This window comes from Enterococcus cecorum DSM 20682 = ATCC 43198, assembly GCF_000407565.1.
In the GTDB taxonomy this organism is placed as follows: Bacteria; Bacillota; Bacilli; order Lactobacillales; family Enterococcaceae; genus Enterococcus_E; species Enterococcus_E cecorum.
On the sequence record NZ_ASWI01000004.1, the window covers coordinates 83,118 to 107,500 of the forward strand.

The 24,383-nt window shown below is 37.4% G+C and carries 22 protein-coding genes and 1 rRNA gene (1 of these 23 only partly in view); all 23 read left to right on the forward strand.

Features of this window, described 5'->3' with window-relative positions:
- The first annotated feature begins 75 nt into the window (after window positions 1-75).
- A complete protein-coding gene (gene kduI, locus I567_RS06330) occupies window positions 76-915 on the forward strand; it encodes a 5-dehydro-4-deoxy-D-glucuronate isomerase (protein ID WP_016251420.1) in 840 nt (279 codons plus the stop codon).
- 28 nt (window positions 916-943) lie between these two features.
- A complete protein-coding gene (locus I567_RS06335) occupies window positions 944-1,747 on the forward strand; it encodes a gluconate 5-dehydrogenase (RefSeq protein ID WP_016251421.1) in 804 nt (267 codons plus the stop codon).
- A 283-nt stretch (window positions 1,748-2,030) separates the two neighbouring features.
- Window positions 2,031-2,459 carry a PTS sugar transporter subunit IIA gene (locus I567_RS06340; protein WP_026209948.1) on the forward strand — a complete coding sequence of 143 codons (429 nt, stop codon included), beginning with the start codon at window positions 2,031-2,033 and terminating at the stop codon, window positions 2,457-2,459.
- Window positions 2,460-3,659, forward strand: coding sequence for a glycoside hydrolase family 88 protein (locus I567_RS06345; RefSeq protein WP_016251423.1), 1,200 nt, complete (start codon window positions 2,460-2,462; stop codon window positions 3,657-3,659).
- Window positions 3,660-3,678: 19 nt separating this feature from the next.
- Complete coding sequence (locus I567_RS06350; RefSeq protein WP_016251424.1) at window positions 3,679-4,170, forward strand: PTS sugar transporter subunit IIB; 492 nt, start codon at window positions 3,679-3,681, stop codon at window positions 4,168-4,170.
- A 19-nt stretch (window positions 4,171-4,189) separates the two neighbouring features.
- Window positions 4,190-4,972, forward strand: a complete 783-nt coding sequence (locus I567_RS06355) for a PTS mannose/fructose/sorbose/N-acetylgalactosamine transporter subunit IIC (protein ID WP_016251425.1) — start codon at window positions 4,190-4,192, stop codon at window positions 4,970-4,972.
- Complete coding sequence (locus I567_RS06360) at window positions 4,959-5,777, forward strand: PTS system mannose/fructose/sorbose family transporter subunit IID (RefSeq protein ID WP_016251426.1); 819 nt, start codon at window positions 4,959-4,961, stop codon at window positions 5,775-5,777. Before I567_RS06355 ends, I567_RS06360 begins: the two co-directional genes overlap by 14 nt.
- Window positions 5,777-6,082 (forward strand): preprotein translocase subunit YajC, encoded by a 306-nt coding sequence (locus I567_RS06365; protein ID WP_016251427.1) that lies wholly within the window; start codon window positions 5,777-5,779, stop codon window positions 6,080-6,082. Before I567_RS06360 ends, I567_RS06365 begins: the two co-directional genes overlap by 1 nt.
- 122 nt (window positions 6,083-6,204) lie before the next feature.
- The gene (locus I567_RS06370) at window positions 6,205-7,983 is read left to right on the forward strand and encodes a DUF2264 domain-containing protein (protein ID WP_018345326.1); all 1,779 of its coding nucleotides are present in this window, start codon (window positions 6,205-6,207) and stop codon (window positions 7,981-7,983) included.
- Between the two features lie 95 nt (window positions 7,984-8,078).
- The gene (locus tag I567_RS06375) at window positions 8,079-9,083 is read left to right on the forward strand and encodes a LacI family DNA-binding transcriptional regulator (protein ID WP_026209949.1); all 1,005 of its coding nucleotides are present in this window, start codon (window positions 8,079-8,081) and stop codon (window positions 9,081-9,083) included.
- 278 nt (window positions 9,084-9,361) lie between these two features.
- Window positions 9,362-11,131: a glycoside hydrolase family 35 protein gene (locus I567_RS06380; protein ID WP_016251430.1), complete on the forward strand. Its 1,770-nt coding sequence runs from the start codon at window positions 9,362-9,364 to the stop codon at window positions 11,129-11,131.
- 18 nt (window positions 11,132-11,149) lie between these two features.
- The gene (locus tag I567_RS06385; protein ID WP_016251431.1) at window positions 11,150-11,635 is read left to right on the forward strand and encodes a PTS system mannose/fructose/N-acetylgalactosamine-transporter subunit IIB; all 486 of its coding nucleotides are present in this window, start codon (window positions 11,150-11,152) and stop codon (window positions 11,633-11,635) included.
- A 27-nt stretch (window positions 11,636-11,662) separates the two neighbouring features.
- Window positions 11,663-12,553 carry a PTS mannose/fructose/sorbose/N-acetylgalactosamine transporter subunit IIC gene (locus I567_RS06390; protein WP_016251432.1) on the forward strand — a complete coding sequence of 297 codons (891 nt, stop codon included), beginning with the start codon at window positions 11,663-11,665 and terminating at the stop codon, window positions 12,551-12,553.
- Window positions 12,540-13,358, forward strand: coding sequence for a PTS system mannose/fructose/sorbose family transporter subunit IID (locus I567_RS06395; protein ID WP_016251433.1), 819 nt, complete (start codon window positions 12,540-12,542; stop codon window positions 13,356-13,358). Before I567_RS06390 ends, I567_RS06395 begins: the two co-directional genes overlap by 14 nt.
- On the forward strand, window positions 13,355-13,759 hold the full coding sequence (locus tag I567_RS06400; protein ID WP_026209950.1) for a PTS sugar transporter subunit IIA: 405 nt from the start codon (window positions 13,355-13,357) through the stop codon (window positions 13,757-13,759). Before I567_RS06395 ends, I567_RS06400 begins: the two co-directional genes overlap by 4 nt.
- A 94-nt stretch (window positions 13,760-13,853) precedes the next feature.
- The gene (locus I567_RS06405) at window positions 13,854-15,011 is read left to right on the forward strand and encodes an SIS domain-containing protein (protein WP_016251435.1); all 1,158 of its coding nucleotides are present in this window, start codon (window positions 13,854-13,856) and stop codon (window positions 15,009-15,011) included.
- 33 nt (window positions 15,012-15,044) lie between these two features.
- The gene (gene lacD / locus I567_RS06410) at window positions 15,045-16,016 is read left to right on the forward strand and encodes a tagatose-bisphosphate aldolase (RefSeq protein ID WP_016251436.1); all 972 of its coding nucleotides are present in this window, start codon (window positions 15,045-15,047) and stop codon (window positions 16,014-16,016) included.
- A gap of 147 nt (window positions 16,017-16,163) precedes the next feature.
- Window positions 16,164-16,895, forward strand: a complete 732-nt coding sequence (locus I567_RS06415) for a GntR family transcriptional regulator (RefSeq protein WP_016251437.1) — start codon at window positions 16,164-16,166, stop codon at window positions 16,893-16,895.
- A gap of 90 nt (window positions 16,896-16,985) precedes the next feature.
- Window positions 16,986-17,807, forward strand: coding sequence for a hypothetical protein (locus I567_RS06420; RefSeq protein WP_016251438.1), 822 nt, complete (start codon window positions 16,986-16,988; stop codon window positions 17,805-17,807).
- 152 nt (window positions 17,808-17,959) lie between these two features.
- Complete coding sequence (gene tgt / locus I567_RS06425; protein WP_016251439.1) at window positions 17,960-19,105, forward strand: tRNA guanosine(34) transglycosylase Tgt; 1,146 nt, start codon at window positions 17,960-17,962, stop codon at window positions 19,103-19,105.
- A gap of 58 nt (window positions 19,106-19,163) precedes the next feature.
- Window positions 19,164-19,475: a preprotein translocase subunit YajC gene (yajC, locus tag I567_RS06430; RefSeq protein ID WP_111736156.1), complete on the forward strand. Its 312-nt coding sequence runs from the start codon at window positions 19,164-19,166 to the stop codon at window positions 19,473-19,475.
- Between the two features lie 546 nt (window positions 19,476-20,021).
- Window positions 20,022-22,628 carry a bifunctional acetaldehyde-CoA/alcohol dehydrogenase gene (gene adhE, locus I567_RS06435; RefSeq protein ID WP_016251441.1) on the forward strand — a complete coding sequence of 869 codons (2,607 nt, stop codon included), beginning with the start codon at window positions 20,022-20,024 and terminating at the stop codon, window positions 22,626-22,628.
- Between the two features lie 516 nt (window positions 22,629-23,144).
- A 16S ribosomal RNA gene (locus I567_RS06440) occupies window positions 23,145-24,383 on the forward strand; it runs 320 nt beyond the window's last position.

Here is a 24,383-nt window from a genome sequence, read left to right on the forward strand (position 1 = left end):
ATAATGAATTTGTAAATTTCTTAAATGTAAAATATATTTTCTTTATAGGAAATAAAAACAAGGAGGAAAAGAGAAATGCAAAAGATGGAAACGCGTTACGCACACGCACCAGAAGATATCCGTCATTATTCAACAGAACAGTTACGTAAGGAGTTTTTAGTAGAAGAAGTCTTTGTACCTGGGGATATTCGTTTAACTTATACGCATAATGACCGTATGATTTTTGGAGGAGTGACCCCTACTACAGAGCCACTTGAAATTGTATTATCAACTGAGTTGGGCGTAGATTTCTTCCTTGAACGTCGTGAATTGGGTGTTATTAATATTGGTGGCCCTGGTTTCATCACGATTAATGGTCAAAAAGAAGAAATGAAGAAACAAGATGGTTACTATATCGGTATGGGAACTAAAGAAGTCAAATTTGAGTCTCAAGATGCAAGTAATCCTGCAAAATTTTATGTAAGTTCAGTGCCTGCGCATCACACCTACCCAAATGTGAAGATTAGCATTGATCAAATTAAACCACTAGAAACCGGTGAAAAATTAACCTTAAATGAACGAAAAATTTATCAATATGTTCATCCAAATGTTTGTCAAAGCTGTCAATTACAAATGGGGTATACCATTTTAGAACCAGGTAGCTCTTGGAATACGATGCCATGTCATACACATGAACGTCGAATGGAAGCTTATGTATACTTTGATATGGAAGCGGATACTAAAGTGTTCCATATGATGGGTAAACCGGATGAAACCAAACATTTAGTAATGGGGAATGAACAAGCGACCATCTCACCAAGTTGGTCTATTCATTCAGGTGTAGGAACAAGTAATTATTCATTCATTTGGGCAATGTGTGGCGAAAACATTACCTATACAGATATGGATATGGTCGCAATGGACGATTTGAGATAATTGAATGAATCAGAAAGGAAGAGATGAAATGAGTTTTGAAATGGATAAATTCCGTTTAGATGGAAAAGTAGCGTTAGTCACAGGTGCGGTATATGGTATTGGTTTTGAAATCGCCAAATCATTAGCAAAAGCTGGAGCAACTATTGTTTTCAATAATTTGAATCAAGAATCAGTGAATCAAGGATTAGCAAACTATGAAAAAGAAGGGATTAAAGCCCATGGTTATGTATGTGATGTCACTGATGAAGAAGCTGTGAAAAAAATGGTGGCACAAATCAAAGAAGAAGTTGGTGTCATTGATATCTTAGTCAACAACGCTGGCATCATCAAACGTATTCCAATGATTGAAATGGAAGCTAAAGATTTCCGTCAAGTCATCGATGTAGACTTGAACGCGCCATTTATAATGTCTAAAGCAGTCCTTCCAGATATGATTGAAAAAGGTGCAGGTAAAATCATCAACATTTGCTCTATGATGAGTGAATTAGGTCGTGAAACAGTCAGTGCTTATGCTGCGGCTAAAGGTGGCTTGAAGATGTTAACGAAAAACATTGCTTCTGAATACGGCCAATACAATATCCAATGTAATGGAATTGGCCCTGGCTATATTGCTACACCTCAAACAGCCCCATTACGTGAATTACAAGAAAATGGAGAACGTCATCCATTTGATCAATTTATTGTAGGTCGTACACCTGCTGCACGTTGGGGTACGCCGGATGATTTAGCTGGTCCTGCAGTATTCTTAGCGTCTGAAGCATCTGATTTTGTCAACGGTCATATTCTTTATGTTGATGGTGGCATTTTAGCTTATATTGGTAAACAACCATAGTCTTATCTACCCAAAAAGTAAACCGCTTTTCATATAGGTATCAGTGCTTGTATTTTTAAGCATGAAAATCCTTTGTATACAGGCACTTCACCTATTTTAAAATAACTGTTAATTTATATTATGTTTTCAAAAATTTGTTGGTATAACTTAAAATTAAGCAATTATTTATTTTCATAAAAAATCAAAATTATTTTAAAAAAGCCTTTACAATTGGTATGGTAAATGGTATAGTTTAGTCAATAGATAAACCGGTAAACATAAATAGAGAGGATGCGATAAAGTGATTAAATTAGTAGTTGTTGCTCATGGACATTTTGCTACTGGAGCGGCCAGTGCTTTGGAATTGATTGTAGGAAAACAAGAGAATGTGGCAGTGATTGATTTTTCTGAAGGAATGTCAGCGCAAACAGTCAAAGAAAAGATTGCGGTTGAACTAGTAGATCAATCAGAGGTATTAGTATTGAGCGATTTATTAGGTGGCACGCCTTTTAAAGTTAGTACAGAATTGATGACTGCATTTAATGGAAAAATGAATGTGCTTTCAGGTCTGAACTTAGCAATGTTGATTGAAGCAGTTTTTGCACGAGAAATGTTGTCTTTTGATGATTTAGTGGATAAATTAGTAAATACTGCCAAAGAGGGTGTTGTGAATGCACAGGCTTTATTTGCTGTAGAAGATCAAGAAGATGATGCGTTCGAGGGAGGAATTTAAGTGAAGAATAAAATTAAAACGGTTGCAATCGAAGGAATCAAAAATCCTGAGCGCTTTTTAGACCAACCTCTACTTACTAAAGCAGAAGTAAAAGCTGCGATTGATTTAGCGATGGAACAACTTCGTGTGAATATGGAATACTTTAAGGAAGAATTTCCAACACCAGCTACGTTTGATAATATTTATCCAAAAATGGACAACACTGAATGGACAAATGGCTTTTGGACTGGTGAATTATGGTTAGGCTATGAGTATACAAATGAAGAAGCGATGAAGAAACTCGCGCAAGCAAATGACCGTTCATTTTTAGATCGTGTGAAAAAACGTATTGAATTGGATCATCATGATTTAGGATTTTTGTATACGCCTTCATGCATGGCAGAGTATAAATTATTACACACACCAGAAGCGAAAGAAGCCTCTATTTTAGCAGCTGATAAACTCATCGAACGTTATCAAGAAGTCGGTGGATTTATTCAAGCTTGGGGCGAGTTAGGCAAACCAGAGCATTATCGTTTGATTATTGATTGCTTGTTAAATATTCAATTATTATTCTGGGCAAGTGAGCAAACGGGAGATCCTAAATATGCTCAGATGGCAACTCAGCACTTTTATACTTCGGCAAACAATGTCATTCGTGATGATGCCTCAGCTTTCCATACTTTTTACTTTGATCCAAAAACAGGTGAACCGCTAAAAGGTGTGACACGTCAAGGTTATAGCGATGATTCAGCTTGGGCCCGTGGTCAAGCTTGGGGGATTTATGGTATTCCATTGACTTATCGCTTTGTTAAAGATGAAGATTGTTTTGGATTATTCAAAGGGATGACCAATTATTTCTTAAATCGTTTACCAAAAGATCATGTTTCCTATTGGGATTTAATTTTTGGTGATGGTTCGGGTCACTCTCGAGATTCGTCAGCAACTGCAACAGCGGTATGTGGGATGCATGAAATGTTGAAACACTTACCGGAAGTTGATAGTGATAAATTAACTTATAAATACGCGATGCATGCAATGTTACGTTCATTAATTGACAACTATGCAAATCGCGAAATCAAACCAGGTAGACCGCTTCTTTTACATGGTGTTTACTCATGGCACTCAGGAAAAGGTGTGGATGAAGGAAATATCTGGGGCGACTATTATTATCTAGAAGCATTAATTAGATTTTACAAAGATTGGGAATTATACTGGTAAAAATTAGGAGGAATAGAAAATGGCAACACCAAATATTGTGATGACACGTGTGGATGAACGTTTAATCCATGGACAAGGACAATTATGGGTTAAATCATTAGGTTGTAATACAGTCATTGTAGCAAATGATGCAGTAAGTAACGATAAAATGCAACAAACTTTGATGAAAACTGTGATTCCAGGTTCTGTTGCAATGCGCTTTTTCCCATTGCAAAAAGTGATTGACATTATTCATAAAGCAAGTCCGGCGCAAACGATTTTTATTGTAATTAAAGATTTAGCCGATGCCTTAACATTAGTGAAAGGAGGCGTACCAATTAAAGAATTGAACATCGGCAATATTCATAATGCTCCTGGTAAAGAACAAGTGACTCGTTCCATTTATTTAGACGATAAAGACAAAGAAATTATTCGAGAACTTAGTGAAAGTTATCATGTAACATTTAATACCAAAACGACTCCTTCTGGAAACGACGGAGCACATGAAGTAAATCTTTTAGACTATATCTAAAGAATAGGAGAAAAAGAATATGGAAATTAATATCATTCAAGCATTATTAATTGGTTTGTGGACCGCATTCTGTTTTAGTGGTTTACTATTGGGAATTTACACAAACCGTTGTATTATCCTTTCATTTGGTGTAGGGATTATCTTAGGAGATCTTCCTACTGCCTTAGCGATGGGGGCAATCAGTGAATTAGCTTACATGGGATTTGGTGTTGGTGCTGGGGGAACTGTACCACCTAACCCAATTGGACCTGGTATTTTCGGTACTTTAATGGCTATTACAAGTGCCGGTAAAGTGACACCAGAAGCAGCTTTGGCGTTATCTACTCCAATCGCTGTAGGTGTACAATTCTTACAAACTTTTGCTTATACTGTTCGTGCAGGAGCTCCTGAATCTGCAATTAAAGGATTACAAAGTGGTAATATAGGCAAATTCAAAATGAATGCAAATGGTACTATTTGGGTATTTGCTGTGATGGGATTTGCGATTGGTTTCTTGGGTGCATACTCAATGGAAACTTTATTAAAATTAGTTGATTTAATTCCACCGGTATTATTAAGTGGTTTAAGTTTAGCTGGTAAAATGCTTCCTGCAATTGGTTTTGCGATGATTTTATCAGTAATGGCGAAGAAAGAATTGATTCCATTCGTATTACTTGGCTATATTTGTGCTGCATACTTACAAATTCCAATTATCGGAATCGCAATTATCGGTACAATCTTTGCGTTAATGGAATACTATCGTCAACCTAAAACAGTAGCTGCAACAGATAACCAAGGAGGCGAACAAGATGACTGGATCTAATAAATTAACGAAAAAAGACTATTTAGTAACTTCTTTACGTGCATTCTTCTTGCAAAATGGCTTTAACTATAGCAACTATCAAGGGATTGGGTATGCGAATGTCATTTATCCAGCCTTGAAAAAACATTATGGTAATGACCAAAAAGCCTTATGTAAAGCGTTAGAAGATAACTGTGAATTCTATAATACGAACCCACACTTCTTACCATTTATTACAAGTTTACATTTAGTAATGCTTGAAAATGATCGTCCAGAAGAAGAAATTCGTAGTATTAAAATGGCGTTAATGGGACCTTTGGCAGGTATTGGTGATTCATTATCTCAATTCGTCTTAGCACCATTACTTTCTACAATCGCTGCTTCTTTAGCACAACAAGGTTTAGCTTTAGGACCAATCTTATTCTTTGTTGCAATGAACTTGATTTTAACTTCTATCAAGTTAGGTACGGGGATGTATGGTTATAAATTCGGTACCAAAGTTATTGATAAATTAAGTGACCAAATGGCTACTATTTCTCATGTAGCAAACATCATTGGGGTTACCGTTATCTCTGGTTTAGCCGTAACCTTCGTCAAAATTACTGTACCGATTACGTATGCTGCTGGTAAAGTACAAGAAGGTGCTGATCAAAAAATCGTATCTATTCAAGGAATGTTAGATAAAATTGCTCCAGCGTTATTACCAGCATTATTCACAATCTTTGTATACTGGTTAATTAAGAAGAAAAAATGGACAACTTACAAAATTGTGCTCTTAACAATTGTTATCGGTATTATCGGTAGCTGGTTAGGAATCCTAGCATAATGAATACACAAACACTAACAATTATTGTATTAATTGTCATTGCAGTCACTTCTGTCATCCCTAGTCTTTTACAAGCGATGGGGGCAAGACGCAACCAAAAAGAAATGCAAGAACAAATGGAAAAAAGAGAAGAATATTTAGCTAATTTGAAAAAAGGCGATGAAGTCATTCTCTTAGACGGCATTCATGGTAAAATTGTCTCCATTAAGGGAACATTAGTGGAATTAAAAATCTCACAAAACACAATTGTTTACGTTGAAAAAGAGAGCATAATGGGCAAATCCAGAGAACTACTATTTAAGTAGTTCTCTGTTTGTATAGAAGCTATCTAAAGCGTATTTAGATGCCGTTTGTATACAAGCATGAAGCGAGTCGTTTAGCTCCAGTCAAATAATACAAGAAAGCAATCAAGAAAAGAGGTAAATGGATGATGCAAGACTTTCAAACGCGTCAAGATTATATCCTAGCATTAAAAGAGATCTTAATCCCTTTAAAAGCAAAATATCAGAGTCAGCAAAATGGTCGTATTCATTTAGGCAATACAGGGACAACTTATACACAAAAAACAAGTGAGGTAGAGGCTTTTTTGCGACCGTTATGGGGATTAGCGCCACTTTTATCTCAACAAGAAGATGAAGAGCTAGAAGAAATCTATCACGGTTATTTACGTGGTTTAATCAAAGGGGTCAATCCACTTGCGCCAGAGTATTGGGGGCATCCACAAGAAGATCGGCAATTAATTGTAGAAATGGCGGCGATTGCGACCTCTATCTTACTTGCTAAAGAAAAATTTTGGGACGTCTTATCACCACAGGAACAAAAGCAACTTCACGATTGGTTACTTTTAGCGGATACGTGTGATATACCACATAATAATTGGCATTTTTTCAGGATATTGATTCATATTGCGATGCGTAAATGTCATCAAGCCTTTTCACAAACCCAAATTGATGCCGACTTTTTAGCTATTGAATCATTTTATGACGCACAAGGTTGGTATTTTGATGGTCGTAAAGAAAAACGTGATTACTATATTGCCTTTGCTTTTCATTATTATAGTTTGCTCTATTATAAAGAAATGCAGGCGGTAGATACACAGCGTTGTGCAAAAATCAAGCAGCGTGCGTGTCAATTTGCTCAGACTTTTCAGTATTATTTTGATGAAAAAGGGCGAGGATTACCCTTTGGCCGCAGCTTGACTTATCGTTTTGCGCAAGTAGCCTTTTTTTCAGCGTTGGTCTATGCCGATGTCCAAGCTTTACCCTGGCAAAAAATTAAACAAATCATTAGCACTCATTTTACGTTTTGGTGGCAAGAAAAAATATTTACAGACCATCATTATTTAAGTATTGGCTATGGGTATGATAATTTGGTCATGGCTGAAAGTTATAACGGTCCTGGTTCGCCATATTGGTCATTGAAGAGTTTCTTAATCTTAGCTATTCCTAAAAATCATCCTTTTTGGCAAGCGTCTATGCCAGAAAATTTCCATACAAATAACCCCACTCAACCAATTGTCATTAAACCAGCTAGAATGATGTTGCAACAAACGGATAATGGTCAGCAGCTTTTAGGTTATCCTGTTGCTCAATGGAGTCTATCCCAGAGTCAGGGAATCAGTAAGTATGCCAAATTTGTATATTCGACGCAGTTTGGCTTCTCTGTGACAAAATCAGCAATCGGTTATGCAGAGGGTGGCTTTGATAGTACGTTAGCGGTGAGTCTGGATAATCGTCATTTTGTCACGAAAGAAGAAGTGACCGAGTTTCATCTACTAGAAGATCGTACCATTCAAGTTTGGCAGCCGTTTATCGGTGTTTGGATTCAGTCAACGATTATTCCTCTGGGTAGCTATCATCTGCGTATTCATCAGATTCAAAGCGATTATCCTTTATATTTATATGACGGGGGCTTTTCTGTACAGCAAGAACCTCATTTTACGGAAAAGAATGAGGAAAATAAAGTCTCTTATCACAGTCAAATGGGTCATATTTGCTGTGAGAATATCCAAGGGTATCAGGAGGCGTTTTTGATTGCCAACGCACCGAATACGAATGTGTTGTATCCAAGAACGGTAATGTGCGGATTAAAAAACAAGATTGCAGCAGGAAAACACTGCCTAATCGGTTTGTTTGGTGGTAGTATAAAGCACTTAGAACATATAGAAATCAAGCTTTCTGAACAATTAGCTATATCCGAACATTAGGCAAAGAAAACATCATAAAAATCTAGTAAACCGGTTGAAATGATAACGGTTTCTTTGTAAAATATATTTAGAAAGATTGTTAGGGAGGGGATGATTTGATGAAAAAAGTAACGATAAATGATATTGCCAAACTTGCCAATACTTCAAAAACCATTGTCTCCTTTTACCTGAATCAAAAATATGATCGGATGAGTTTGGATACGCGTCGCAGAATTGAGAAAGTAATTCGTGAAACCAACTATGTCCCTAGCATTTTGGCGCGCAGTTTAAATGATAAACAGACAAAATTAATCGGTGTATTAATTGGAGATATTACCAATACATTCTCTAATTTATTGGTGAAAGGTGCCGAGAGTGTGGCTAAAAAACGTGGCTATCAAATGATTATGGGCAATAGCAATTATTCACAAGATGATGAGTCCAAGTATATTGATAGTATGATGCGGCTAGATGTAGATGGCTTTATCATTCAGCCGACTAGTCATTTTAGAAAATATACGAATATCATGGAAGAAAATGGTAAGAAATTAGTCTTTTTTGATAGTCAGTTGTATGAATATCGCAATAGTTGGGTCAAGACTAATAATTATGATGCCGTGTATGATACGATGCAAGCCTGCTATCATGAAAAGGGATATCAAAAATTTTTGATGATTACGGCTGATCCTAACCGCTTGAGTACGCGTATTGAACGTTCACAAGGTTTTGTTAATTCGGTAGAGGATTTAAAAGTGCCTTATGAGCAGTTAATTATTGAGGATAATGATCCAGATATTGAGAAAATAAAAGCATTTTTATTAAAGCATACCAATGATTTAACGAAAGTCTTAGTATTTATACCGAATTGTTGGGCCTTACCGATTGTTTTTTCCGCGATGAAAGAATTACAACTTAAGATGCCGCAAGTTGGTTTAATCGGTTTTGACAATATTGAATGGAGTGGTTTTTCTTCACCTACTGTGACAACCATTGTGCAGCCAGCTTATCGTGAAGGTCAAGAAGCGATGAACATGTTGATTGATCAAATAGAAGGGACGGATAATACCACCAATCAACGGATACTAGATTGCGAAATTCATTGGAAAGAATCCACATATTAACTATTTAGAGCAATTTTTGTGTGAATCAAGCAAAAATTGCTCTATTTTTTTGATTTTTTTAGAATAATTTTTTTCATACTTTTGTTTAATCATCACAATGTATCATGCGCTCCAAATTAACGATAAACAAAAATTGAGAATGTATTAAATAATATTGGGATGGGTTCCACAATGAAAAATAATACCAGTATTTAAAAAAAACACCGATAAACCCTTGAAAAAACACTAGAAAACGCTTATATTTGTATTGTGGTTACTACCAGTTAGGGGGATTTAAAGTGAGAGAATTTAAGATAGCCGATCAATTTTATTTAGATGGTCAACCGTTTAAGATTCTATCTGGCGCCATTCATTATTTCCGGGTACATCCCGATGATTGGTACCACTCCTTATATAATTTGAAAGCTTTAGGATTTAATACGGTGGAAACTTATATTCCATGGAATTTGCATGAAGCACAGCCAGGCAAATTTTGTTGGGAAGGCCAGTTAGATATTGAACGCTTCTTAGATTTAGCACAAGAATTGGGCCTATATGCCATTGTTCGTCCTTCACCGTTCATTTGCGCAGAGTGGGAGTTTGGGGGCTTGCCTGCGTGGTTACTACAAGCAAACGTGCGTGTGAGAAGTTCAGATGTTGGTTATTTAAGACTGGTTCGTAATTACTATAAAGAATTAATTCCTAAATTAGCCCGACATCAACTGAATCATGGCGGAAATATCTTAATGTTTCAAATCGAAAATGAATATGGTTCTTATGGGGAAGATAAGGCCTATTTGAAAGTATTGAAGATGATGATGGATGAATTTGGGATTACGAGTCCTTATTTTACCTCCGATGGTCCCTGGCAAGCAACCTTAAGAGCAGGTAGTTTGATAGAAGAGGATATATTGGTTACTGGAAATTTCGGCTCAAAAGGAACAGAAAATTTTCAGATGATGCAAGCATTCTTTGACTTACATCATAAGAAGTGGCCGTTGATGTGTATGGAATTTTGGGATGGTTGGTTCAATCGTTGGGGAGATTCCATTATCAAGCGTGATCCACAAGAATTGGTTGATTCGGTGATGGAAGTTATCAAACAAGGTAGTATCAACTTATATATGTTTCATGGCGGCACCAATTATGGTTTTATGAATGGTTGTTCAGCGCGTGGTCAAAGAGATTTGCCGCAAGTGACGTCTTATGATTATGATGCAATTTTAGATGAGGCAGGTAATCCAACAGCAAAATATCACTTGCTTCAAAAGGCGATGCAAGCTGAATTTCCAGATAACTTTTATGCGCAGCCGCTAGTCAAACAAATGGGTACTTATCCAGCAGCTCAGTTAAATGAATGTGTGAATTTGACGGCGACATTAGACACGCTGAGTCAAGTGCACCAAAGTTTTTATCCATGTAATATGGAAAGCTTGGGACAAAATACAGGATATATCTATTATCAAACCGAACTTTTACGCGATAAACAGGATGAAGAAAAAATTCGCGTGATAGATGCGCGTGACCGTATGCAATTATTTATGAACCAAGAATTAGTGGCAACGCAATATCAAGAAGAAATTGGCGAAGAGATTATGGTCACCTATCCAAGTGAAAAAGTCACGCTTGGTTTATTGGTTGAAAATATGGGACGCGTGAATTACGGATATAAACTCACTGCACCGACCCAAAGCAAAGGGATTGGTCGAGGCGTAATGGTGGATTTACATTTTGTCGGTCGTTGGCAAATGTATCCGCTACCTTTAGAAGATGTTTCTAAAGTAGATTTCCAAGGTGCTTTTAAAGAAGGGCTACCTAGCTTTTACCGCTATACTTTCCACGTTGATCGTCTGCAAGATACATTCTTGGATTTGCGTGGCTTTGGTAAGGGAGTTGCTTTTGTCAACGGGCATAACCTTGGTAGATTTTGGGAAAAAGGACCACTTCGATCTTTGTATGTGACGCAAAAATGGCTAAAGGAGGGAGCAAACGAAATTGTCTTATTTGAGACAGAAGGGAAATACAAAGAGCAATTGGTTTTTTCTAATACAGCAATTATTGATTATTAATTAAGAGAGGCGATAGTAATGGCAATTATTGGTACACGAATTGATGGACGATTGATTCATGGTCAAGTAGCAAATTTATGGACAACAAAATTAAATATTAGTCGAATTATGGTAATTGATGATGAAGTTGCTCAAAATGACATTGAAAAAAGTGGTTTGAAACTTGCATGTCCAGCTGGAGTTAAATTAAGTATCTTGCCAGTGGAAAAGGCAGCAAATAATATTCTTGCGGGCAAATATGATTCTCAACGATTATTGATTGTTGCACGATATCCAGACCGCTTCTTAAGACTTGTGGAATATGGCGTGCCATTGAAAGAATTAAATGTCGGCAATATGTCACAAACGCCAGAAACCAGACAAGTTACTCGTAGTATTAATGTCGTGGACAAAGATATTGAGGCATTTGAAGCGCTTGATGCTAAAGGAGTTCATTTATATGCACAAATGGTTCCTGGAGATACAGCAAAAGACTTCATGCCATTGTTAGCCAAAGTGAAATAGTGAAAATGATAAAGGAGGAGTTTTCTTATGATTCATTGGTGGCAAATTCTATTATTAACGTTGTACTCAGCTTATCAAATCTGTGATGAGTTGACGATTGTGTCATCAGCAGGTTCTCCAGTATTCGCAGGACTTATTTCTGGTTTAATTATGGGCGATATGAAAACTGGTTTAATCATCGGTGGGGGCTTGCAACTCGTAGTTTTAGGTGTTGGTACATTTGGGGGTGCGTCAAGAATCGATGCGACTTCTGGGGCAGTTTTAGCTACAGCCTTTTCAGTAGCACAAGGAATTGATCCTGAAATCGCAATCTCAACCATTGCCGTACCAGTTGCTGCTTTACTTGTTTATACAGATATCTTAGGACGTTTCTCAACTACATTCTTTGCACATAGAATCGATGCTGCGGTTGAAAGATTTGACTATAAAGGAATTGAACGGAATTACTTGCTAGGTGCGGTTCCTTGGGCATTATCTCGTGCCTTACCAGTCTTCCTTGCATTAGCTTTCGGTAGTGGTTTAGTAGAAACATTGGTTAACTTTGTCAATGATGTGAAATGGTTAGCAGATGGTTTAACTTTAGCTGCTAGAATGTTACCTGGTCTAGGGTTTGCTATCTTACTTCACTACTTACCAATTAAACGTAACTTACACTACTTAGCTTTAGGTTTTGGTTTAACAGCCATGCTAACAGTCATCTTTAGTAATATCCAAACTTTAGGTGGCGCTGTAGCAGGTGTGGTGAAAGACTTCAACGGTGGTGCATTCAAGACATTACCTATGATTGGTATAGCTGTCATTGGTTTATTCTTAGCTGTATTACGTTACAATGAAACACAACGTAAGAATAATGCGCCAGCTGCACCAACTGCTTCAAATACATCAGAAAGTGGGGAAATTGAAGATGACGAAATCTAACTATAAATTAACCAAAGAAGATTTTACGCAAATTAACAAGCGTAGTTTATTCACTTTCCAATTAGGTTGGAACTATGAACGTATGCAAGGTTCAAGTTATCTATATATCATTTTGCCACAATTAAGAAAAATGTATGGCGATGGTACACCAGAATTAAAAGAAATGATGAAATTGCATACTCAATTCTTTAATACTTCTAACTTCTTCCATACAATCATTACTGGTATTGATTTAGCGTTAGAAGAAACAGATGGCGTGGAATCAAAAGACGCTGTCAACGGTATTAAGACAGGTTTGATGGGACCATTCGCACCAATCGGGGACTCTATTTTTGGATCATTAGTCCCAGCTATTATGGGTTCAATCGCTGCGACTTTAGCCATCCAAGGTCAACCATGGGGTGTCTTATTATGGGTAGCTGTGACTGTTGCAATTGACGTCTTCCGTTGGAAACAATTAGAATTCGCGTATAAAGAAGGGGTTAAATTAGTAACCACCATGCGTGATAAATTATCTGCTTTAGTGGATGCCGCTTCAGTGATGGGGGTATTCATGGTTGGAGCATTAATCGCAACAATGATTAACTTTGATATTTCATGGAAACCTGCTATCGGTGATAAAGTCATTGATATTCAAGATTTAATTAATATGATTTTCCCTCGCTTAGTGCCAGCAGTCTTCACAGGATTTATCTTCTGGATTTTAGGACGTAAAGGCATGACTTCAACTAAAGCAATTTTAATTATTATCTTGCTTGCATTAGGGTGCTCTGCTGCCGGTTACTTCTTATTTGGTATGAAATAATGAAGCAATTAGTATTAATTAGTCATGGCAAATTTGCTGAGGAATTGAAAAAATCAACAGAAATGATTATGGGGTCACAAGATTGTATCCATACGGTTTGTTTCTTACCAGAAGAAGGACAAGCTGAGTTTCGCGAAAAATTCGAAAATGCAGTGAAAGATCTTGATGACTATGTTGTTTTAGCTGATTTACTCGGGGGAACACCAGCAAATGTCATATCAAAAATGATTTTAGAAGGACAAGATATCCAATGTTATGCCGGAATGAATATGCCGATGGTGATTGGCTTTTTAAACGGTGTGCTACTTGATCAAGAAGTAGATTTAGTTGGATATGGTAAAGATAATATTCATCATATTAATGAAATCATCTTACAAGATTCAGACGATGAGGATGAATAAAGGATTTTAAAAGGTCGCAGTTTAGAAAGTTGTGCATTCAAGTCATCCTTTTTCTAAACTGCGACTCTTATTTTTAAAGAGTGGGAGGATTATTATGTTCCAATTATCAAAAGAAGAATTAGAAAAATTAGGAGCTGAAATTACGACTCGCGAAATTCATCAAGAGCCTGAATTATGGGAAGAATTATTAGCAAGTTTTACAGCTCAAGAAAAAGCAATCAAAGAATTTATTAGTCAAATCAATGGTCGTGTGCGCGTGATTTTCACTGGTGCGGGCACTTCACAATATGTAGGAGATACTTTGGTGCCTTATTTAAATCAAAAAGCGGATACGAATCGATTTATTTTCCATAGTTATGCGACAACTGATATTGTGGCTAGCCCGTTGGATTATCTATTTCCTGATGAACCTACCCTTTTAGTTTCTTTTGCTAGAAGTGGTAATAGTCCTGAAAGTATTGCAGCGGTTAAACTTGCGAATCAATTGGTCAAAGATTGCTATCATTTGGCGATTACTTGTGCGAAAGAAGGACAATTAGCGCAATTATGCCAAAAGGATGAACACAGCTATGTTTTCTTGATGCCAGAACGTTCTAATGATGCTGGTTTTGCGATGACGGGAAGCTTCAGTTGTATGTATTTAGCGACTTTACTATTATTTGACCAAGCCGCTTTAGAAGAAAAGCAAGACTATGTTCGTCAAGCAGAAGTGATGGCTAATCAAGTTTATGATAATGAAGCGACTTTACAAGCTATTGTCGATCAACCATTTGAAAGAATTATCTACTTGGGCTCTGGTTGTTTAGCTGGCTTAACAAGAGAAGCGCAATTAAAAGTGCTTGAATTAACTGCTGGAAAAATTGCGACCGTCTTTGATTCTTCCATGGGATTTCGTCATGGGCCAAAATCGTTTATCAATGAAAAAGCGTTGGTATTCGGGTTTGTAAACAATCAACCTTATACGCGCCAATACGATGTGGATATCTTAAATGAAATTTATCGCGATGGTATTGCTAAACAAGTGACTGCGTTGACCCAAGAAAATGATTTGAATTATGAAGGTCAATCGTTTGTCTTTGATTCAAAAGTAGTCTTACCAAGTGGTTATTTAGTGTTACCATATATTGTTTTTGCACAAACTATTGCCTTACTTACTTCTGTCAAGATTGGCAACTTACCAGACACACCTTCGCCAACAGGTACCGTTAATCGGGTGGTAAAAGGTGTAACCATTCATGAATATCAAGCATAAGACATTAGTTTTGAAAAGAGGAATGAAAAGAAAATGACTTTAACAGCAGGAAAAACAAAAGCAATGAAAAATTTAATGAGCGAAGATGGAATTATCGCTGCTTTAGCTATTGACCAAAGAGGGGCTTTGAAGAAAATGATGAAAGCCCTAGATTTTGAACCTAAAGCAGGAGATATTGAACGCTTTAAAGAGTTAGTCAGTGAAGAATTGACGCCTTATGCCTCCTCTATTTTGCTCGATCCAGAATATGGTTTACCAGCAAGTAAAGTACGTGCTGAAAATAGCGGATTACTTATTGCTTATGAAAAAACCGGGTATGATGCAACAGTTCCTGGACGTTTACCAGATTTATTATCTGTTTGGTCAGCGAAACGTATCAAAGAACAAGGAGCCGATGCCGTTAAATTCTTGCTTTACTATGATGTAGATGAAGATAAAGAAATTAATGAACAAAAACATGCCTTCGTGGAAAGAATTGGTAGTGAATGTGCCGCAGAAGAAATGCCATTTTATTTAGAATTGCTTTCTTATGATGCGAACAATGCGGATAATGGCTCTAAAGAATTTGCTAAAGTGAAACCACATAAGGTAATTGAAATGATGAAAGAATTTTCAAAACCACGTTATCAAGTGGATGTATTGAAAGTGGAAGTTCCAGTCAATATGAAATATGTCGAGGGCTTTGCAAAAGGTGAAGTCGTTTATACCAAAGAAGAAGCTGCGAAGTACTTTAAAGAACAAAGTGAAGCAACCAATTTACCATTTATCTTCTTAAGTGCCGGTGTGTCAGCTAGCTTATTCCAAGATACTTTACGTTTTGCTCATGATGCAGGTTCAACCTTTAATGGTGTGTTATGCGGACGTGCGACTTGGGCAGATGGTGTGAAACCTTTTGTTACAGGAGACGAGGCACAAGTAAGAGACTGGTTACAAACACAAGGACGCAAAAATATTGAAGAATTAAATGAAGTATTAAAGGTAACTGCGACACCGGTGAAATTGTAATTTATTAGGATTGAAAGCTAGTTCTCGTTTACATTCTTATTTTCGAGTTTGTAAAGGAAAATTAGCTTTTTTGCTATATATAGTCTTATACTTTTTTCGTGCAATCTGTTATACTACTGTTGAATAAAGGAGAAAGGAGCAAATGAGATGGTGGCGATGTTTAATAGTAAGCAGCCGTTGTATGATCAATTGGTTGATTTATTAAAAGAAAAGATTGAAACGGAATTAGAACCAAATACAAAATTAGAATCTGAACGTGAATTATCCAATCGATATGGATTAAGTCGCACCACAGTACGTTTAGCATTGCAGGAATTAGAGAAAATGGGCTATATCTACAGACGGCATGGTAAAGGAACCTATGTATCTGATTTATCTAAGTCTGCTAAAAATATTACGAGTGCTTATAGTTTCACAGAACAGACCAAAGCATTAGGTAAGACGCCTAAAACGGTCATTTTAGAATTTGAAACGATAGAAGCCAATAAATATTTTGCCAATAAATTGCAAGTTTCATTAGGCGAGCCTTTATATAAGATGAAACGATTGCGCCTAGCTGATGATGAGCCGATGATGTTGGAACGGACTTATCTACCTGTCAAAAAATTTTGGAATCTAACGCAAGCTTTACTGGAAACTAAGCCTTTATATGACTTGTTTTCGCAGGATTATCAGCAGGTGGTTCATATCGCCGATGAAGAATTTTATGCAAGTATCGTGCGCAATAAAGATATGGCTTATCTTGAAATCAAAGAAGGATCTGCTGTTTTGAATTTGGTACGAACAACTTATAATATTGATAATGAAGTTATCGAATATACGCTAAGTGTTGCTAGAGCCGATCAGTTTCATTATCAAGTTCGGCATATTAAAAATTAAGCTAAAGTGTATCTTAGTGCAAAGCTGGGATACATTTTTTCTGTCATGAAAAATATGGTAGGATGAAATGTAGAAAATGGAGGAATTGTTTTGATTAAAATACATTTAAAAAATAAACAAAATGAAATTGTGGAGTATTATTATAAGCAAGAGCGTTTGATTACGTTAACTGCTGTAGGAGAAGGAATGGCTTCCTTAGGTTGGAAAGAATATGCCTATAACGAAGGTGATTATTTTGAAGTCGAATTAGTTGATGAAGGAAAGTACTTTATCGTTAAGATGGATGAATGTTTACCACCAACGCTGATGTATATTCCTAATGATACTTGGAGTTTTCCAATTTTGTTTGCCGAAGAAAAGCGTTTGGCCTCGCCGGAAAATCTATTTTTAGCTAACAATCATAGCGTTTATGTGCGTAAGGCTTATGATTTTGAAATAGAACAATATAAGAATTTGACCTATAATCCACATGACCAGGAACAAGCGTCTGGTGCTTATCCACATGCTAGTGCAAATGTTGAAACGCGTGGTGAATCTGTCTTTTTTGCAAAAAATACAATTGATGGTGGTTATGCGAGTCTGGGCCATGGCAAATATCCATTCCAATCATGGGGGATTAACCAACAATCGGATGCGCAATTAACGATTGACTTTGGACGTAAGGTGAAAATTAACCGTTGCCATTTGGTGTTACGTGCTGATTTTCCACATGATTCTTATTGGACACAAGCGACTTTGGTTTTTGATGATGGCTCCGAAAGTTTGTCGTTGGTGAAATCATCTGAGGTTCAAGCGTTTGATTTAACGGAACATGTGACACAAAAAGTGGTGTTAAAAGATTTGATCAAGCACGAAGATGACTCACCGTTTCCAGCGTTAATTCAGTTAGAGTGTTTTGGCTGGGAAGGTTAAAGTTACTTAATATTACTTGCAAAACATTGTGAGAACCGATATCATTAACTTTGCAATCGGTCCTAAAGGTGTTGTGCAAGTTTTTTTACCTATTAAGACGATTTGGAATAGGGTAATACAGAATGATTAGTAGAAAGAAAGGAAAATGTTTGATGTCAGAACCAGCGATTAAATATCGTTTGATTAAAAAAGAAAAACATACAGGGGCTCGTTTAGGTGAATTGATTACGCCTCATGGTATTTTCCCGACCCCAATGTTTATGCCAGTGGGAACTTTAGCTACAGTGAAAACCATGTCACCAGAAGAATTGAAAGAAATGGGTGCCGGTGTCATTTTGAGTAATACGTATCATCTTTGGTTACGTCCCGGAGAAGATTTAGTCGAAAAAGCCGGTGGATTGCATAAGTTCATGAATTGGGACCAACCAATTTTAACGGATTCAGGCGGTTTCCAAGTATTCTCATTAGCTGATATGCGTAATATTGAAGAAGAGGGCGTCCATTTTAAAAATCATTTAAATGGTTCACCGCTTTTCTTATCCCCGGAAAAAGCGATCAATATTCAAAATAAATTAGGCTCAGATATCATGATGAGTTTTGATGAGTGTCCGCCTTTTAATGAAAGCTATGATTATGTGAAAAAATCCATCGAACGTACTTCAAGATGGGCAGAACGTGGCTTAAAAGCGCATAAGAATCCAGATCGTCAAGGTTTATTTGGAATTATTCAAGGTGCCGGATTTGAAGATTTACGCCGTCAAAGCGCCCGTGATTTGGTTAGTCTTGATTTCCCAGGTTATTCTATTGGTGGATTGTCTGTTGGTGAAAGTAAAGAAGAAATGAATCGCGTCTTAGAATTTACCACACCATTAGTACCTGAAAATAAACCACGCTATCTCATGGGAGTTGGTGCACCAGATTCATTAATTGATGGCGTGATTCGTGGGGTAGATATGTTTGATTGTGTTTTACCAACTAGAATTGCCCGTAATGGAACTTGCATGACTTCTAAGGGACGATTGGTGGTAAAAAATGCGCAATATGCTGAAGATTTCCGCCCAATCGATGAAAAATGCGATTGCTATACTTGTCGCAACTATACCCGTGCTTATGTCCGTCACTTGATTAAATGTGATGAAACGTTTGGGTTACGCTTAACTTCTTATCATAATCTATACTTTTTATTGAACTTAATGAAACAAGTTCGAGAAGCGATTATGAATGATAACTTATTGGAATTCAGAGAGTATTTCTTTGAAGAATATGGATTTAATAAAGCTAATGCAAAAAATTTCTAGATATGATAGAATAAGTTTGTATCAGTGAAAAGAAAGGAAATGTTAGAATTTGAATTTAATATCAATTTTACCTATGTTGATTCTTTTTGGTGGGATGATGTTTTTCATGTCTCGTTCACAAAAGAAACAACAACAACAAAGAGAAGAATTACTAAATAATATGAAACCAGGTAGCAAAGTAGTAACTATCGGAGGTCTTCATGGAGTGATTGCTGCGATTAATGAATCAGCAAATACTGTGGACATCGATTGCGAAGGGGTCATCTTAGAATTTGATCGTAATGCGATTCGTACAGTGACGGCACCAACTACTGTTCAAAATGAAGAAACAACTACTGAAACGGTAGAAGAAACAGAAGAAAAAGAATAATTTGCTTAATAGAGCTGTAGAAAAGGCTGAAAGATTCAAGAACGAATTTGTCAGCCTTTTTTTGGTGTACCAAGTATGGTGCAATTTCTTTCTGGTGTAAGTCCAGACACGGGTATTTACCGCCAAGTGTAGCGAAGTGCCAGCCGACAGCAGTAATGCCTAGGGGGAAAAAGCGGTGTAGCAAAGTCGACAAGCCTACGAACAGAAACTGGATACGAGGCTAAATGGTGGATGAGATTGCCAAACAAATTGAAAATTACCTGAAAATGTGAAAAGATTTTCAATTGTTCGGAAGTTGTTTAAATACAGATGTAAAAAGTAAAATAAAAGTGATAACAATTATCAATTAAATATTATGATATTTTATTTTGTCTAAAAGGGTTTATATATAGGTGTTTTTGTTGATAGATATATCTGTAGTTTGATATATTTATAAAAACCGTGAATAAAATCACAGAAATCTATTTACAAATCTTATCTGCTGTTGTATATTAAACGTGTGAAATGGTTAACAAAAAAATTATGCGAAGGCGCAGGAGGAACCATATGGCTAAGAAAAATGAAACAGTAGTAGAAGAAGTAAAAACAAATGATGTACAAGCAGTCATTGATGAACTAGCAGCTAAGGCAAATGTAGCGCTAGAAAAAATGAGTGATTTTGATCAAGAAAAAGTAGATTACATTGTACACCAAGGTGCCATTGCTGCATTAGATAAACACATGCTATTAGCAAAAATGGCAATTGAAGAAACAGGACGCGGGGTATATGAAGATAAAGCAATCAAAAATATGTATGCTTCTGAATATATCTGGAACAATATTAAACATGATAAAACAGTTGGTGTCATTAACGAAGATAAACAAAAAGGTTTAATTGAAGTTGCTGAACCAGTCGGCGTTATTTGTGGGGTAACACCAACAACTAACCCAACTTCAACAACAATCTTCAAATCATTAATTGCTTTGAAGACTAGAAACCCAATTATCTTTGCATTCCACCCAAGTGCTCAAAAATGTTCAGCTGAAGCAGCACGTATTGTTCGTGATGCAGCCATTAAAGCTGGGGCACCTGAAGATTGCATTCAATGGATTGAACACCCATCAATTGAAGCAACACAAACATTAATGAATCATCCAGGAGTTGCCACTGTATTAGCAACAGGTGGTGCCGGCATGGTTAAATCAGCCTACTCAACTGGTAAACCTGCTTTAGGTGTAGGTCCTGGTAATGTACCTTCATACATTGAAAAAACAGCTAAAATCAAACGTGCTGTTAATGACTTAATTTTATCTAAAACATTTGATAATGGTATGATTTGTGCTTCTGAACAAGCAGTTATTGTTGATAAAGAAGTTTACGATGAAGTGAAAGCTGAATTTGCCGCTCACAATGTTTACTTTGTGAAACCAAATGAAGTGGCAAAATTAGAAGCTGTGGTGATGAACGAAGCAAAAACTGCGGTTAATCCAAAAATTGTTGGTCATCATGCTCGTGAAATTGCTGCATGGGCCGGTATTGAAGTGCCAAGCGATACAAAAATGTTAATTGTTGAATTAGACGGTGTAGGTCCTGATTATCCACTATCACGTGAAAAATTATCACCAGTTTTAGCAATGGTTAAAGCCAACAGCACTGAACATGGTTTTGAACTATGTGAAGGAATGTTGAACCTAGGTGGTTTAGGACATACAGCTGTGATCCATACAGAAGACGAAGATTTACAAGTGAAATTTGGTTTACGCATGAAAGCTTGCCGTATCTTAGTCAATAACCCATCTGCAGTCGGTGGTATTGGGGATATCTATAATGAAATGATTCCTTCACTTACTCTAGGTTGTGGTTCATACGGTAAGAACTCTGTATCTAGAAACGTATCAGCCGTTAACTTGATTAACGTAAAAACTATAGCGAAACGGAGAAATAACATGCAATGGTTCAAATTACCACCAAAAATCTACTTTGAAAAGAATGCTCTATTATATCTAGAAAAAATGCCTAATGTTGAACGCGTAATGTTAATCTGTGACCCTGGTATGGTTCAATTCGGCTATGCGGATATCGTTCGTGGTGTGTTAAACCGTCGTCGCAATGATGTAAAAGTAGAAGTGTTCTCAGATGTTGAACCAAACCCTTCAACAAACACTGTTTACAAAGGATTAGAAATGATTGTAGACTTCCAACCTGATACAATTATCGCGCTTGGTGGTGGTTCTGCAATGGATGCGGCTAAAGCAATGTGGTTATTCTTTGAACATCCAGATACTTCATTCTTTGGCGCTAAACAAAAATTCTTAGATATCCGTAAACGTACTTACAAGATTCCGGTGGCTGAAAAAGTGAAATTTGTATGTATCCCAACAACATCAGGTACTGGTTCTGAAGTGACACCATTTGCCGTTATTACTGACAGTGATACACACGTTAAATATCCATTGGCTGACTATGCATTAACACCACATATTGCAATTGTTGACCCACAATTTGTCATGACTGTTCCTGCATCAGTTACAGCAGATACTGGTATGGACGTATTAACTCACGCGATCGAATCGTATGTTTCAGTAATGGCATCTGATTATACTCGTGGATTAAGCTTACAAGCAATTAAGATTGTCTTTGATTACTTAGAAAAATCAGTGAAAAACCCTGATTTAGAGTCACGTGAAAAAATGCATAATGCTTCTACAATGGCTGGTATGGCCTTTGCAAATGCATTCCTAGGTATTTCTCACTCAATCGCTCATAAAATTGGTGGAGAATATGGTATTCCACATGGACGTACAAATGCGATTCTATTGCCAGAAATTATCCGTTACAATGCCAAAGATCCACAAAAACATGCGATGTTCCCTAAATATGATTACTTCCGCGCTGATACAGACTATGCAGACATTGCAAAATTCTTAGGTTTACCTGGTGAAACAACGGAAGAATTAGTAGAAGCTTTAGCGACTGCTGTATATGATTTAGGCTGTCGTGTAGGTATCAAGATGAACTTGAAAGCACAAGGAGTTACGCAAGAAGTTTTAGATTCAACAATTGACCGTATGGCTGAATTAGCTTACGAAGACCAATGTACAACTGCTAACCCTAAAGAACCATTAGTTTCTGAATTGAAACAAATCATCTTAAATGTTTATGAAGAAAAATAAGTAAATGAATAGATGATAAATCTGAGCCTTCCTACTATACTAGTGGGAAGGTTTTTTAATAGATATGAAAATATACAATCTTTTTGTTGAAAATTTTTTGAAAGTTTTTTCGCAAAAATTGCTTGACGCTTCATTTAATTCGTGATATTCTAACAAAGTCGCTGAAATCAAATGGCTAAATAAAATAAACTTTCAATACGTTTTAAAATACGTTTTAAAGTTTTTGAAAATTAAGCTTGACAATGAATTGAACGTTTGTTATGATATGAAAGCCGCTGATTTAACGAGTGACAACTTAAAAATATTTCAAAAAAGTTCTTGACAAACTGTTGAGACTTGAGTATAATATAAGAGTTGTTGCTAAACGACAAAGTAGACCTTTGAAAACTGAACAAATAAATGCAAACAACCAATGTGTAGGGTCTTTAGTTTATTGTGAACTAAAGAAAAATACATGCAAGCAATAGCTAGCAAAATCAATTTTGAGCTTAAAGTCATTTATGACTTATCAATACTTTTTATGAGAGTTTGATCCTGGCTCAGGACGAACGCTGGCGGCGTGCCTAATACATGCAAGTCGAACGCATTTTCTTTCACCGTAGCTTGCTACACCGAAAGAAAATGAGTGGCGAACGGGTGAGTAACACGTGGGTAACCTGCCCATCAGCGGGGGATAACACTTGGAAACAGGTGCTAATACCGCATAATTCCATTTACCGCATGGTAGATGGATGAAAGGCGCTTTTACGTCACTGATGGATGGACCCGCGGTGCATTAGCTAGTTGGTGGGGTAACGGCCTACCAAGGCTGCGATGCATAGCCGACCTGAGAGGGTGATCGGCCACACTGGGACTGAGACACGGCCCAGACTCCTACGGGAGGCAGCAGTAGGGAATCTTCGGCAATGGACGCAAGTCTGACCGAGCAACGCCGCGTGAGTGAAGAAGGTTTTCGGATCGTAAAACTCTGTTGTTAGAGAAGAACAAGGATGAGAGTGGAAAGTTCATCCCTTGACGGTATCTAACCAGAAAGCCACGGCTAACTACGTGCCAGCAGCCGCGGTAATACGTAGGTGGCAAGCGTTGTCCGGATTTATTGGGCGTAAAGCGAGCGCAGGCGGTCTTTTAAGTCTGATGTGAAAGCCCCCGGCTTAACTGGGGAGGGTCATTGGAAACTGGGAGACTTGAGTGCAGAAGAGGAAAGCGGAATTCCATGTGTAGCGGTGAAATGCGTAGATATATGGAGGAACACCAGTGGCGAAGGCGGCTTTCTGGTCTGTAACTGACGCTGAGGCTCGAAAGCGTGGGGAGCAAACAGGATTAGATACCCTGGTAGTCCACGCCGTAAACGATGAGTGCTAAGTGTTGGAGGGTTTCCGCCCTTCAGTGCTACAGCAAACGCATTAAGCACTCCGCCTGGGGAGTACGACCGCAAGGTTGAAACTCAAAGGAATTGACGGGGACCCGCACAAGCGGTGGAGCATGTGGTTTAATTCGAAGCAACGCGAAGAACCTTACCAGGTCTTGACATCCTTTGACCATCCTAGAGATAGGATTTTCCCTTCGGGGACAAAGTGACAGGTGGTGCATGGTTGTCGTCAGCTCGTGTCGTGAGATGTTGGGTTAAGTCCCGCAACGAGCGCAACCCTTATTGTTAGTTGCCATCATTCAGTTGGGCACTCTAGCGAGACTGCCGCAGACAATGCGGAGGAAGGTGGGGATGACGTCAAATCATCATGCCCCTTATGACCTGGG

Excerpts from the sequence above, each read along its gene's own strand:
- adhE (WP_016251441.1), top strand. The coding sequence starts at position 20,022 with ATGGCTAAGAAAAATGAAACAGTAGTAGAAGAAGTAAAAACAAATGAT.
- kduI (WP_016251420.1), top strand. The coding sequence starts at position 76 with ATGCAAAAGATGGAAACGCGTTACGCACACGCACCAGAAGATATCCGT.
- I567_RS06360 (WP_016251426.1), top strand. The coding sequence starts at position 4,959 with ATGACTGGATCTAATAAATTAACGAAAAAAGACTATTTAGTAACTTCT.
- I567_RS06385 (WP_016251431.1), top strand. The coding sequence starts at position 11,150 with ATGGCAATTATTGGTACACGAATTGATGGACGATTGATTCATGGTCAA.
- I567_RS06415 (WP_016251437.1), top strand. The coding sequence starts at position 16,164 with ATGGTGGCGATGTTTAATAGTAAGCAGCCGTTGTATGATCAATTGGTT.
- I567_RS06355 (WP_016251425.1), top strand. The coding sequence starts at position 4,190 with ATGGAAATTAATATCATTCAAGCATTATTAATTGGTTTGTGGACCGCA.
- I567_RS06390 (WP_016251432.1), top strand. The coding sequence starts at position 11,663 with ATGATTCATTGGTGGCAAATTCTATTATTAACGTTGTACTCAGCTTAT.
- I567_RS06395 (WP_016251433.1), top strand. The coding sequence starts at position 12,540 with ATGACGAAATCTAACTATAAATTAACCAAAGAAGATTTTACGCAAATT.
- tgt (WP_016251439.1), top strand. The coding sequence starts at position 17,960 with ATGTCAGAACCAGCGATTAAATATCGTTTGATTAAAAAAGAAAAACAT.
- I567_RS06370 (WP_018345326.1), top strand. The coding sequence starts at position 6,205 with ATGATGCAAGACTTTCAAACGCGTCAAGATTATATCCTAGCATTAAAA.
- lacD (WP_016251436.1), top strand. The coding sequence starts at position 15,045 with ATGACTTTAACAGCAGGAAAAACAAAAGCAATGAAAAATTTAATGAGC.
- I567_RS06350 (WP_016251424.1), top strand. The coding sequence starts at position 3,679 with ATGGCAACACCAAATATTGTGATGACACGTGTGGATGAACGTTTAATC.
- I567_RS06335 (WP_016251421.1), top strand. The coding sequence starts at position 944 with ATGAGTTTTGAAATGGATAAATTCCGTTTAGATGGAAAAGTAGCGTTA.
- I567_RS06365 (WP_016251427.1), top strand. The coding sequence starts at position 5,777 with ATGAATACACAAACACTAACAATTATTGTATTAATTGTCATTGCAGTC.
- I567_RS06405 (WP_016251435.1), top strand. The coding sequence starts at position 13,854 with ATGTTCCAATTATCAAAAGAAGAATTAGAAAAATTAGGAGCTGAAATT.